Here is a 12,999-nt window from a genome sequence, read left to right on the forward strand (position 1 = left end):
AAAAAAATAAAACTCCCTCTATTTAAATAAAGGGAGTCCTTGAAAGAATAAAAAAATCCTGAAAAAATTTCAGTTAATTATATTTAATTAAAATCTATAGCCTAATGACAATCCAGAACGAAGACCCGCCCATGGACCATCTAGTTTCACAGTACCACCGTTCGCATTAATATGAGCTTCATATTTAACAATAGGAATATTTAAGTCATTAATCTCATCTTGTAAATCTTGTTGTTCTTCTGGAGTAAGAGCATATTTAGTCTTTCCAGCAAGATCACCTTTTGCGAATCCATAATGACCTCCGATAAGCCACCAATCTAATACCCAATTTTGTTTTTTGCCCAATAGCCATTGTACTCCTATCATTAATCCAAAACTGTGGGCAGAAAACTTACCATTTAAGTCAATCGGATTATTGGTTTCTACGTTAGTATCTTCATCATAAGTGTAGAAGTTATATCTAATTTCATCAATTTTCATATTAGTATAGCGATAATATGGTGCCAAATAAAATCCGCTGTTGTATTTTTTTCCAAAATAAAATCTTGTTTCTAGAGTGAAAGCTGTATTTCCTAATTGGATATCGCCAATATCTTCGCGATTTTCTTCCTTTACAAAAGAATTCAGAAAAGGAACGTCGCCTTTGGGCATCGTTGCAAAAGTCGCACTAACAGCGATGGTTTTGTTAATAGATCTTTCGTAGGTAAGATTAAAATTCCTAAATGCATAAGCCGTAAGATTAGTCTTAATCGTGTTTTTGTTGATGATTAAGCTATCCGCAGATTGTTGGGCAGAGATGAAACTTGAAGCTAATAAAGAAAATAGTAAAATCTGAGTTTTCATGGTTTTTAATTTTTAATAATTTTTTGAGTGATAATTTGGTTTCCAAAATAAAGTTTTATTAAATATGATCCTTTTGCTAAGTCTTTTACAGAAATGCTTTTCGTTGGATTTTCATAGGTTTTTATAAGTTTTCCTGAGAGATCAAAAATTTCTAATTGATTTAAATTTTCTTTTTCTTCTAATTTTATATTGATGAAATCTGAGGTAGGATTTGGATAGATTGTAACTTTAGTTTGGGCAACGTCTTTTACAGCTAAAGATCCACCCATTTTATAAAGACTATATTTTGAAGTAATCATAGCCTCATCCATATACTTTTTTGTAAGTAGCATAAGGTTATTATCATTGGTTTTAATAATATCTGAGAAATTAACTAAACCGTTAAAAATTTCATTGTCATAAGAATGTTCCCAAGCAATATTTCCATCGGAAGTTAGTTTTTTAATATTTGCTGTGCTTCCATTATCAGTAAGACTACTTAGTTCAGTAGCTATAGTATATTCATTAGGAGAGAATTCTATAATTTTAGATAGATTAACATTATAATCATTATAAGTAAATGTTTTTCTCCAAACCTCATTTCCTGCGCTATTTATTTTTGTTACAAATGAAGTCTCATTATCATCAATATAATAGTTACCAAATACTACAATGTCATTATTCGCAGAAATGATAGAGTTTTGGATATAGGTATCCTCACTAGATGCATAATCTAAATACTTTTCCCAAACCAAATTACGTTGACTGTCGTATTTTGCGATATAACCAGCTTCGCTATAGTCAGCATCAAAACTTCCTCCCGATACAATCACACCTCCATCGCTATGCGGCATTACATTCCCAATATAAGCAATTGGAAAACCTGTAAACGATTTTTTCATAATCCAAGTTTGATTCCCATTACTATCATATTTTGCATAAAAATAACCACCCGAAGTCTCACCCATTTCATAGGTTCCACAAACTAAAAGTGAATTATCACTTAGAACATTTATACCATATATATAAGTTGGATAAGACTCCACGCTAATAGACTTTAGCCATTGTTGTTCACCATTTGAGTTTAATTTTCCTATTCGATCCTCTACTCCTTCCGAGCCTTCATAAAGCAAAAAAATATTTCCCGAAGAATCAGCTTTCAAACCAAAAGCATAATAGCCTGCAACATTGGCATATTGTTTTTGCCACAACACCGTTCCTGTTGGAGAAAGCTTCGATAATTCGGGCGAAACTATCCCATCTACAAATACATTGCCTAGAACCAAAAAATTAGAATCTTGCAATTGTATAATTTCATCAGAATTAAAATCTGAAGAGCTCGACTCAAAATCTTTATTCCAAAGAATACCAGGTGCTTCTGATTGCGAGAAAGCATTAATAGCAAATACTAACGCAAAAGAAGTAATAATTGTTTTCATGGTTTTTAATTTTTATAATAATAATAATCCAAATTTATTCTATCACAAACAATAAAATATACCTAGTATTAGGTATATTTTATCTTTTATAATCTTTGAGAAAATTTATCTATATTTTTAAATAATTTAACTAAAGATTTTTCCGTATTTTTGACTCATAAAATTACTTATGAGCAATATTGAAGATAAAAAGAAAGCACTCCAATTGGTGCTTGACAAATTAGATAAAACCTACGGAAAAGGCACTGTGATGACGCTTGGTGAAGACTCTGTAGATCACACGATAGAAGTTATTCCATCTGGTTCTTTAGGATTAGATTTAGCCTTGGGCGTAGGTGGCTATCCACGCGGAAGAGTCATCGAAATCTATGGTCCAGAATCTTCGGGAAAAACAACCTTGACCCTCCATGCCATTGCAGAAGCACAAAAACAAGGCGGCATTGCAGCATTCATAGATGCGGAACATGCTTTTGACAGAACTTATGCCTCCAAATTAGGTATCGATTTGGATAACCTAATTATTTCTCAACCAGACAATGGCGAACAAGCTTTGGAAATTGCCGATAACCTAATCCGTTCTGGCGCTATTGATATTGTCGTAATTGACTCCGTTGCTGCATTAACACCAAAAGCTGAGATCGAAGGCGAAATGGGAGATTCCAAAATGGGACTTCACGCAAGATTGATGTCTCAGGCTTTAAGAAAACTAACAGCGACTATTTCTAAAACCAAATGCACCGTGATCTTCATCAACCAATTAAGAGAAAAAATCGGGGTTATGTTCGGAAATCCAGAAACAACAACTGGTGGAAATGCACTGAAATTCTATGCCTCTGTAAGAGTTGATATCCGTAAAGCAAGCGCACCAATCAAAAATGGTGACGAAGCAGTTGGAAGTCGCGTAAAAGTGAAAATCGTTAAAAATAAAGTAGCGCCACCTTTCAAAATGGCAGAATTTGACATTATGTACGGCGAAGGTGTTTCTAAAGTTGGCGAAATACTAGATCAAGGTGTTGAGTTGGGCGTTATCCAAAAAAGCGGTTCTTGGTTCAGTTATGAAGGGACAAAACTAGGACAAGGTCGAGATGCTGTTAAAGAAGTGATTAAAGATAATCCTGAATTAGCTGAAGAACTAGAAGCCAAAATCAAGGATAAAATTAACAATCCCGATAAATAAAATTTAAAACAATTCTGTTTTAAAAACGCATACAATACTTATTTGTATGCGTTTTTTTGTATGCAATCAAAAAAAAGCTTTTTCAAAACTGACAAATTAATACCTAAAACAAACAATAATCAAAACAATACAAATAAAAACCAAACAATTACATGAAAGTTTTAAAAACTAAGCTCAATTTTTTATAATTTAACATTCGTAATTTTAAAGTGCTTTTTTTGAATTACATTCATTTTTTGATAAATGTCAAAGGAATGCTTTTTTAATTGTCGGAAATTTGTAATTTCAACAAACAACAAAACAAAATGAAAAACAGAACTAAAAAATGGGCGGGAATCCTATTTTTATTTCCTTCGCTTGTTTTTTCTCAAACCTCCGCACCCACTTTGCAAGAGCTCATCAACAGCGCACTTGCCAATGACGGGACGCTCAACGAACAGATTTTGCAGAACAAAATCACGCATTTGGATGACGAAAAACTAAAAGATGTTTTCCTTCCAAAAGTCGATATTTCAGGACAAGCCAGTTATCTTTACACTTCTGCACATTTCACAACACCCCAATTTAATATTCCGGCCATTCCCAATCTTTTCCCAGGTTTAACGATTCCAGAAGGTGGAAACAGTTTGAATATTTCAGGAATTTCAACGATGGCAAAGGCGGAAGCATCCCTCCTACTCTATTCTGGTGGAAAAGTAAAATACCTGAAAGAAGCCAATCGTGAGAAAAATCTTTCCGAACAAAAATTGATGGAAAAAAGCAAAGACGACGTGGTGACCAGCATTTCGAAAGCCTACGACACTTTTGCACTGTTGGAAGAATCCCGAAAAGTTTTGGATGAAAGTAAAAAACGATTAGACATTAACCGAAAAACCGCTGATAAAGCGCTTGGTTATGGATTAATCACGCCTTATGATCACAAAAAAATTGAGTTAGCGCAGGCTACTTTAGATTCAAAAATTGTGGAATACGAAGGCAAAAAACAACTTTTAATGACACAATTGGAAGTTTTAACAGGCATTGACCGTACCCGAATTGCTGCAATACAACCTATTTTAAAACCTATTTCTTACGCATTAATAAATGAAAACATCGATAATCGCGCGGAAATTCAGGCATTGGAACATGGAATAAAAGCTTCCGAATATAAAATAGAAGCCGAAAAAAAATGGTGGGTTCCGAAAGTACAGGCGCAGACCTCACTCTCCTATTTTGGTTTGTACGACAATCATATTTCCACTTCTAAAGATTTACTTCAAGGCTTCAACTCAAAGTTGGATCTTAATCCTTCTAACTTAAATATCTTTCCGTTGTTCCAGGCCGGGGTAGGTTTTAAATGGGATATTTTTGATGGCAACGAAGGAAAATCAGCGGTGGAAGGCGCAAAAATTAATAAGGAAATCCTCGAAAATAAAAAACGGGACGCCCAGAAAAAATTAAAATTAAATTTAGCCAATAACCAAACCAACTACGACATTGCCAATGCCCAAATTACGCTGAAAGAAAAAGCCAAAAACATTGCAAAACTAGCCTTGGAAAATGTGGAAAAAGAATTCCGTTATGGAACCAAAAAATCATCCGATCTTATTGATGCAGAAAACGATTTACAAACCGCAGAACTCGACTACCAAACCGCCATCTACAACCAAAGACGCAGCGCTATTGAGCTGATGAAAGCAACCCAAAATTTAGACATCAACAAACTATAATCCATCTTAGAAATGAAGATCTTATTCAAAATATTTACACTTACTGCAAGCCTCACTTTAGTTGCTTGTAACGAGCAAAAACCACAACAAGGTTTTGAAGGAAAAACAAAAAAAGAAGTCATTTCTTTTTCGCCGAAGGTAACGGGAAGAATCCTCGACATTTATGTTGAAGAAGGACAAAATGTAAAAACAGGTGACACTTTAGCAAAGCTAGACGTCCCAGAAGTTTCGGCAAAAATTGCCCAAGCCAAAGGCGCTACAGCAGCAGCAAATGCCCAAGCGCAGTTGGCAAAAAACGGCGCATCAGCAGACCAACTGCGTCAATTAAAAGCCAAGCAAAAAGGGCTAAAAGAACAATATGATTTTGCTTCGAAATCATACAATAGAGCACGAAATATGTTCCGTGACAGTCTGATGTCGCCCCAAAATTACGACGAGGTTTTCGCTAAATATCAAGGAGCAAAAGCACAACTAGATGCCGTAAACGCCGAACTTCATGAAGTGGAAAAAGGCACCCGTTTTGAAAAAATTAATATGGCAGAAGGACAAGCCTCACAAGCCATGGGCGCTTTACAGGAAGCCAACGTAGCCTATTCTGAACGTTATGTTATTGCGACCAACGATATGGAAATTGAAACCATAAGTCTCCACAAAGGCGAATTGGCAACGGCTGGCTATGCGCTGTTCAATGGTTATGTCCCGAATTCCACTTATTTCCGATTTACCATTCCAGAAAGTAAAATTTCAAAATATCAAAAAGGAATGACCGTTCAAATGAAAAGCACCTACGGAAATCTAGAATTTTCTGGAAAAATTGTGAGCATCAAACAATTAACAAAATACGCAGATATCACCACCGCTTTCCCAGATTACAACCCTGAAGATGCCGTGTATGAAGTGAAAGTAATTCCTGCTGACCCATCCAAAACTGCTTCACTTTTGGTGAATGCAAGTGTGGTTCTACAATAAAACAAAGCCATGAAACATACATTATTTTTAATAAAAAGAGAGTTCAAGCTCTTTCTTTCCAACAGCACCTTGCTTTCTGTATTCTTCTTGGCACCGCTTATTTACGCACTTTTAATGGGCTTTACGTATCAACAAGGAAAAGTAACCGACATTCCGGTATTGGTAATTAATCTTGACAAAACGCCACTTTCGCAACAAGTGGTTGATATGTTAACAGATAATTCTTCGTTGAAAATCCTTAATTATCTGGAGCAGCCACTCAATTTAAAAGATGAAGTGATAAAAAAAGAAGCGGCGGCTGTGGTGGTCATTCCGGAACGTTTTGAGGCGATGATGCTTCAGAAAAAATATCCCGAAGTGAATGTTTTTGTAAACACGTCTAATGTCCTAACCGCTAATTTTGCGAGCAAAGCCATACAAACGACTTTGGGAACTTTCTCTGCCGGCGCAGAAATTAAAGCGTTACAAAAGAAAGGCCTTTCAGCTTCCGAAGCCAGCACGCAATACGAGCCTTTCAAAGCGAATTACATCACGCTCTTCAACACCACCAGCAATTACCTTATTTTTATGTGGCCCGCTTTAATGGCGGTGGTTCTTCAGCAGGTAATTTTACTGGCGATGGCGGTAAGCTTTTCGGAAGAGTTTAAACGAGAAGGTTTCACCATCAGTTTTGATGGAAAAGAAAAATATGCTGCTTTAATTATGGCGATAAAATGTCTTCCGATTTGGTTATTTTCTGTGCTTAATGTGTTGATGTTTTATGCATTCAGTGTTTATTTTAAAATTCCAGCGCCTGAGAATGTGATGAATTTCTTTTGGGTTACTGCATTTTTTGTGTTGGCTTCTACCAATTTGGGTGTTTTTTTCAGCATTATTCTTCCTGATGCTTTGAAGGCGACGCAGGTTTTAATGATAATCGCTTCGCCCGCATTTATCATCAGTGGATTTACCTGGCCAACTTATGCCATGCCCGATGCCATCAGAGCTTTTACCGATATTATCCCATTGACGCCCTATTTGGAAGCTTTGAAGATTACGGTAATCCAACATGGTTCCGATTATCTTACACAAAAATATTTCTGGCACCTGTTCATCCTTGCCATTGTGTATTTTGTTTTGGGTTGGGTGGCTTTAAAAATTAAATTAAATTTTCTCTTCAAAAAATACCGAGCTGAAGAGCAAGTCTTGGAAAAAGATGGAGTAGCTGAATAATTCAGTTTTCATTTTGTATTTGTTGATAAGGATTTTCTGAGTTATCGGGAAATCCTTTTCTTTGCAATTCAATTGAGTTATTTTAAACAAAATCAGATTTTGCGAAGTATGAAATTTTTTGATATTCTTTCTGAGTTTTTCCCTAATGATACCGAGATCCGGGACTTTATGCTGGAACATACCCAAAGTTTGGAAATCAAAAAAGAGGACATCATCAGCAGAGAAGGTGGTTACAACCGTAATATTTATTTTGTTGAAGAAGGTTTGCTGCGTTTATTTTATTTTGAAAACGGAAAAGACATCACCACCAATTTTTTCCCAGAAGGCAAGTTGGTTGCTAATATTGACACGCTTTTCCAGCAAGAGCCCAGTCGATTTACTATTGAAGCTTTAGAAGATTCAAGCATTGTATTCTGCAATTATGAAAGCTTAGAACAGCTGTGCAAAGAATCGCTTCCTGCAGCCAATTTCAGTCGGTATATTTTAGGGAATCTTATGGTACAAATGTCCAAAAGAATGACTTCTTTGCAATACATGACAGCAAGGGAAAAATATGAGGATTTAATGGAAGAAAACAAAGACATCATCCTGCGTGCGCCATTAGGAATGATCGCCACTTACCTTGGCATTTCCCCCGAAACTTTGAGCCGAATTAGAAGCAGCATTTAGTAAATCAAGTTTATATTTTGTCCTAAACTTCATAAAAAAATGAGAATCAAATTTTAAATCTGATTCTCATTACCTATTTAATCAAGTAAGTTTATATTTACTTTAACTTTCTTTGTTTATAGATTTCTTCAGCTTTCTGAACTGCTTTGTAAGAATCTACAACGCCTCCAGAAACCGAGATATCTTTTAATTGGTCGTTTTTATTTACGGTTTCAACTAAGATTTGTTTGATATCTTTTGCTGTTAATTTCGGGTAATGTGACCAAACCAAAGCTGCAACTCCCGCAACGGCAGGCGACGCCATCGAAGTTCCTTGCGCAAAACCGTATTTGCTTGTTCCCGGAATGGTTGAGTAAATTTCAGTTCCAGGACCAAAAACATCAACCGCTGCTTTACCGAAATTTGAGAATCTCGCTCTCAGATTATCCGCATTACGCGTGTTTGCACCTACTGTAATCGTTGTTGGGCTGTATTGTTTTCCATCAACCAAAGTGATGGGATACAAAGTAGTTTCATCAACATTTAGGTTGTTATTACCCGCAGCTTTTACAATTAGAACATTTTTTGATTCGGCATATTTAAAGGCTTCTTTCACCAGCGGACTATTATCATCCACCAATTTTCCGAAAGACATATTTAGGATTTTTGCACCATTATTTACCGCATAACGGATTCCGTTTGCCACATCTTGGTCACGCTCGTCTCCATCTGGAACGGTACGTACGCCCATAATTTTCACATAGTTTCCGCCGCCGGTTCCCATCATTCCTTTTCCGTTATCCCATTCTGCAGCGATAATTCCAGAAACGTGCGTACCATGGAAATCCGAAAGTCCTTTCACATCATTGTTTCCATAGGTTTTACCAAGACCTTCTTGCGGATTGAATGAAAGATTATAATTGTACTTCATATTATTGTCAGCGCTGGCTAACATTCCTGAGATTTTTTTCTCGTAAGAAGCAGTGATTTCTTCAATTGTTTTGTTTTCCCAATCTTTTTGTGGAACTTCTGAAAAAACAAACAAAGCTTCTAAAGCCAATGGATCTTCCGAAACAAACGAATCTACTTTTTTCTTAGTCAGCGTTTCTCCGGCAAAAGCTTTATTTAATGCATCTAGTCTTGGTTTTACATAAGACATTCTAGCATTTGCAACTTCTTTGGTCATTTTATATCTTGTAATTGTAGAAAAATAATCTTTTTTCAGTTCAAGATATCTTTTGTATCCTTCCGGATCTTTTACTTTTGCGGCTTCATTTCTTTCGAATTTTTTAGCATATTTCGAATATTGTCTGGTTAATTCTAAAGTATCTTCTGCATACGATTTTCCGTCTTTATCTGTCACAAAATTCCAACCATGAATATCATCTATATAACCATTTTTGTCATTATCTTTTTTGTCATCAGCTTTCTCTTTTGGATTTACCCACATGATGTTTTTCAAATCCTCATGGAAATATTCTACCCCACTATCCAAAACACCAACCACGATATTTTGTGGTTTTCTGTTATGTTCTGCTAAAAAGGCTTTCGCTTTCAAAGTGTTTACACCATAAATACCAGTAGCCTGAAAATCAGAATGCATCCAATTTTTCAATAAAGTAGAATCTACTTTGGCAGCAGTTTCTACCGCCTGCACGCTTTGTGCATTAATGCTAGCAAAGGAAGCCAAAAGGCTTAGACTAAAAAATAATTTCTTCATAAACTAATATCTTTGCCAGATAAGTATAATTTTTTGCTTATTCGTTACAAATAAATCGATTTTTAATTTATTTTTATTCTAGATGTATTTTTAATTTAGCAAAATCACTTGATAATTTTTCCTGCATCGGTTATGAACAAAAACTTATAGTTTGGATATCGCTTAGCCAACTTCTTCCCTTCTTTTTCGCCCAAAACCATGATGGAAGTACTCAACGCATTCGCAAATTCGGTGGAAGGTCCATAAATCGTAACACTCGTTAACCCAGTCGCTGGCAATCCTGTTTTAGGGTTAATAATGTGAGAATACCGAATAGCATTGATTTCTGCAAACTTTTCATAGCTTCCAGAAGTTGCCACCGACAAATTTTTAAGTTTTAAAATCTTAGCTATTTTATGTTTTTTAAAAGGATTTCTAATTCCGATATACCAAGCTTTTCCATTCGGTTGCGTTCCCCAAGTGGCGATATCGCCAGAAGCATCTACAATTCCGGATTTTACACCAATATTTTGCATCAATTCTCGACCTTTGTCCGCTGCATAGCCTTTTCCTATAGATCCAAAACCTATTTTCATTGCTTTTTCAGCAAGGAAAATAGTGGAATTTTCATGGTCTAAAACAATATTCTGATACCCAACATGTCGAACCGAATTTTTGATTTCCTCCTGAGTTGGCATTTCCGTCATCGAGCCATCAAATTTCCAAACTTTGTCCATTGCAATAATCGAAACATCAAATGCGCCATTGGACATTTTAGAATAGTCAATCGCGCGTTTTGTTAAATCAAATACTTCCTGATCTACTTTCACCGGCTTTATTCCTGCATTTCTGTTGATTTCAGAAATTTGGGTTTGCGGTCGCCATTCGGAGATCAGATTTTCAATTCTTTCGATTTCTGCAATGCATTGATCAATATTGGCATTCGCTTTTACGGAATCTTGGTGAACAATTGTAATATTAAAAACAGATCCCATTAAAGTGACTTGCCGCGAAAACACCAGCTCAGTTTGTGCAGAAATCGAGTTTGCAAAAACTAGAAATACAATAAAAAATAATTTGAAAATTTGGTTCATTCTTTTATTTCAGAGCCTTGACAAGGCTTTCAATTATAATCAATAACAATCCGACAAAATCTGCGAATGATAATCCGTTAACGATTTTTGCTCATATTTCTGTACAATTTCCTCCAAAACCATTTCAACATCGCGCTGCATTTTGAGCGCACCACAAATCATAATCGTACCGCTATTCTTGAGGATTTCGGCAAAATAAGCTTCATCACGGCGAATTAAATCCATTACATATTGTTTATTTTCTTCTCTTGAAAACGCAAAATGAATGCTTTCTAAATGTGATTTTGAAATCTGTTCATCAGCAAACTTTCGGTATTGATCGGTTAAAGAATTATCGTGTCTAAAGCCTGTGTACAAACGAATATTTCGCTTCAAAACATTGTCATGAATCATTCCTAAAAACGGCGCAATTCCTGTTCCGTTGGCAATCATCACGACATTTTCAGTTTCTTTTGGAAAATGAAATTTCGCATTGTTCATCACGCGACCGGTAATTTGATCGCCAATGTTCAGTTTGTTTAAAAATTCAGAACCCAGACCATTTTCGAATAATTTCACAACCAACTGAATGGCGTTGTCTTTTTTTCCAATCGAATAAAAACGCTCCCGATGGTCATTTTCTGGATAAATTGCCAACAAATCTCCAGATTCGAAAACTTGCTTTTTCTTAGGTTTTAAAACCACTTTAAACGTTGAATTGTCTTCCGAAGTCGATGTCTTTTCAACCACTTCAAACTGAATTAAACCTGGAATTTTAGTTTCATAAACCGCAGGTGCAGTTGCCAAAGCGTACAAAGATTTTTCGCTCCAAAGTTGCGTCCATTTTACAAATTCCTGAGTAGAACGATCGTTCACGGTGATTAAAGGAAGTAATTGTTTTGCCCAAGATTGTTGTTTCAATAGCGCATCTACCCTTTCCGCATAAGCACAATAATCTGCGTAAGACTTCGATCCAAAGCCGACTACGGAATATTCCAGATTCTGATTTTGAGGGAATTTTTGAAGCAATTTTTCAAATTCTGTTGCGTTGGTTGGTGCATCACCCAAACCATAAGTTGATGTGAAAATTAGCAAATGCTTGGCTTTTGGGAAATATTGAAACTGATTCATCTCAGCCAAGAAAGATTTCTGATTTTGCCCCAATAATTGTTTATGAATATGATTGGCAAATGTTAAGGTCGTTCCATTTTCCGACCCCATCAAAATGATGATTTCCGCGTCTTTTGCACCAAATTTATTTTTGATTTTTGTTCTCGTTCTGCGGAACATAATCACAAATCCTGAATAAATGAAAAACAGAATATTTAGCGACGCCAAACCTAAAATAACCGCCCAAATAATACTGGTTCTTCCCGTATGCAAGTCAATATTTATTTTTTCTAAAACCAGTGAATAAGGATACAAACTTTCAGAAATAATTTCACCAGTCACTTGATTAACGGTTACCGATCTGTCTTTTAAGTGTACGATAAAAGGTTCCGCCTCATCATCGGGAATAAAAGGAAATTCAATTCTTTGGACATCCGTTAGTTTGGTGTTTTTGAAGAACAAAATATCTTTTAAATTGCTTGGTTTTGCATCTGTTTTTAACGCATGTTTTATTTCTTGATTTTCACCTTTAAAGTAGTCTAAACGTACCAAAAAAATGAGCGTTCCGGTAAGTGCAATGACCAAAATGGGAATCAGCAACCAACGTCCTGTAACAACATGAAAATATTGTGAGAAAAAATCTTTATTAATTTTCGTAAAAAAATATCGTAATCCCTTTTGACGCTTGATAATCAGCACAAATCCGCTAATAGAAATCAGCATCAATAAAAACGAAACGACACCCACGATGGCTCGTCCGGTTTCTTTCAGAAATAAAGAACGATGAAGCGCTGTAATCCACTGTATAAAGCCACTTTTGGGTTTAATTTCACCAATGATTTTAGCATTCGTAGGATCAATAAAACCTTTGATGGATTTTCCATCTTCGTCCAAAGCGTCGATGGTCACAAAATCGTTGTGATCTACTTTGACTTCAATGATTTCAAAATAATTCTCGCGCAAAGTAGGCAATACTTGCGCGAGATTTAAACTTTGGAAATTCTCGACTTTATGATGGGGTAATTTCTCGTCAATTGCGTCGTACGCGAGAATTACGCCTGTCACAGAAAGAATGAGAAGAAAAACCGTGGACAAAATTGCCAATGCCAAATGGGCATATCTCCAAATAGATACCGTCATG

10 protein-coding genes are annotated in these 12,999 nt (G+C 35.8%); 5 read left to right on the forward strand and 5 right to left on the reverse strand.

Annotated features, from left to right (window positions below):
• Window positions 1-87: 87 nt before the first annotated feature.
• Window positions 88-843 carry a DUF3575 domain-containing protein gene (locus G6R40_RS03825; protein WP_165131759.1) on the reverse strand — a complete coding sequence of 252 codons (756 nt, stop codon included), beginning with the start codon at window positions 841-843 and terminating at the stop codon, window positions 88-90.
• Between the two features lie 5 nt (window positions 844-848).
• Complete coding sequence (locus G6R40_RS03830; RefSeq protein ID WP_165131762.1) at window positions 849-2,261, reverse strand: T9SS type A sorting domain-containing protein; 1,413 nt, start codon at window positions 2,259-2,261, stop codon at window positions 849-851.
• Between the two features lie 169 nt (window positions 2,262-2,430).
• Between G6R40_RS03830 and recA the strand changes: the two genes are divergently transcribed.
• From recA to G6R40_RS03855, 5 genes are all read left to right on the forward strand, one after another.
• Window positions 2,431-3,438, forward strand: a complete 1,008-nt coding sequence (gene recA / locus G6R40_RS03835; RefSeq protein ID WP_165131765.1) for a recombinase RecA — start codon at window positions 2,431-2,433, stop codon at window positions 3,436-3,438.
• A 305-nt stretch (window positions 3,439-3,743) separates the two neighbouring features.
• Window positions 3,744-5,147: a TolC family protein gene (locus G6R40_RS03840; RefSeq protein WP_165131768.1), complete on the forward strand. Its 1,404-nt coding sequence runs from the start codon at window positions 3,744-3,746 to the stop codon at window positions 5,145-5,147.
• Window positions 5,148-5,159: 12 nt separating this feature from the next.
• Entirely contained in the window at window positions 5,160-6,116 is a 957-nt protein-coding gene (locus G6R40_RS03845) for an HlyD family secretion protein (protein WP_165131771.1), read from the forward strand.
• A gap of 9 nt (window positions 6,117-6,125) precedes the next feature.
• Entirely contained in the window at window positions 6,126-7,328 is a 1,203-nt protein-coding gene (locus G6R40_RS03850; protein ID WP_165131774.1) for an ABC transporter permease, read from the forward strand.
• A 108-nt stretch (window positions 7,329-7,436) separates the two neighbouring features.
• Window positions 7,437-7,997 carry a Crp/Fnr family transcriptional regulator gene (locus G6R40_RS03855; protein WP_165131777.1) on the forward strand — a complete coding sequence of 187 codons (561 nt, stop codon included), beginning with the start codon at window positions 7,437-7,439 and terminating at the stop codon, window positions 7,995-7,997.
• 97 nt (window positions 7,998-8,094) lie between these two features.
• Here the strand turns inward: G6R40_RS03855 and G6R40_RS03860 are convergent, their stop codons facing one another.
• From G6R40_RS03860 to G6R40_RS03870, 3 genes are all read right to left on the reverse strand, one after another.
• Complete coding sequence (locus tag G6R40_RS03860) at window positions 8,095-9,696, reverse strand: S8 family serine peptidase (protein ID WP_165131780.1); 1,602 nt, start codon at window positions 9,694-9,696, stop codon at window positions 8,095-8,097.
• Window positions 9,697-9,800: 104 nt separating this feature from the next.
• Window positions 9,801-10,769: an FAD:protein FMN transferase gene (locus G6R40_RS03865; protein WP_165131782.1), complete on the reverse strand. Its 969-nt coding sequence runs from the start codon at window positions 10,767-10,769 to the stop codon at window positions 9,801-9,803.
• A gap of 39 nt (window positions 10,770-10,808) precedes the next feature.
• A complete protein-coding gene (locus tag G6R40_RS03870) occupies window positions 10,809-12,998 on the reverse strand; it encodes a PepSY domain-containing protein (RefSeq protein ID WP_165131785.1) in 2,190 nt (729 codons plus the stop codon).
• Window position 12,999: the final 1 nt, after the last annotated feature.

Source organism: Chryseobacterium sp. POL2, assembly GCF_011058315.1.
In the GTDB taxonomy this organism is placed as follows: Bacteria; Bacteroidota; Bacteroidia; order Flavobacteriales; family Weeksellaceae; genus Soonwooa.

Bases quoted from the DNA above. Each gene is read 5' to 3' on its own strand.
- G6R40_RS03825 (WP_165131759.1), bottom strand. From the start codon at position 843: ATGAAAACTCAGATTTTACTATTTTCTTTATTAGCTTCAAGTTTCATC.
- G6R40_RS03830 (WP_165131762.1), bottom strand. From the start codon at position 2,261: ATGAAAACAATTATTACTTCTTTTGCGTTAGTATTTGCTATTAATGCT.
- recA (WP_165131765.1), top strand. From the start codon at position 2,431: ATGAGCAATATTGAAGATAAAAAGAAAGCACTCCAATTGGTGCTTGAC.
- G6R40_RS03840 (WP_165131768.1), top strand. From the start codon at position 3,744: ATGAAAAACAGAACTAAAAAATGGGCGGGAATCCTATTTTTATTTCCT.
- G6R40_RS03845 (WP_165131771.1), top strand. From the start codon at position 5,160: ATGAAGATCTTATTCAAAATATTTACACTTACTGCAAGCCTCACTTTA.
- G6R40_RS03850 (WP_165131774.1), top strand. From the start codon at position 6,126: ATGAAACATACATTATTTTTAATAAAAAGAGAGTTCAAGCTCTTTCTT.
- G6R40_RS03855 (WP_165131777.1), top strand. From the start codon at position 7,437: ATGAAATTTTTTGATATTCTTTCTGAGTTTTTCCCTAATGATACCGAG.
- G6R40_RS03860 (WP_165131780.1), bottom strand. From the start codon at position 9,696: ATGAAGAAATTATTTTTTAGTCTAAGCCTTTTGGCTTCCTTTGCTAGC.
- G6R40_RS03865 (WP_165131782.1), bottom strand. From the start codon at position 10,769: ATGAACCAAATTTTCAAATTATTTTTTATTGTATTTCTAGTTTTTGCA.
- G6R40_RS03870 (WP_165131785.1), bottom strand. From the start codon at position 12,998: ATGACGGTATCTATTTGGAGATATGCCCATTTGGCATTGGCAATTTTG.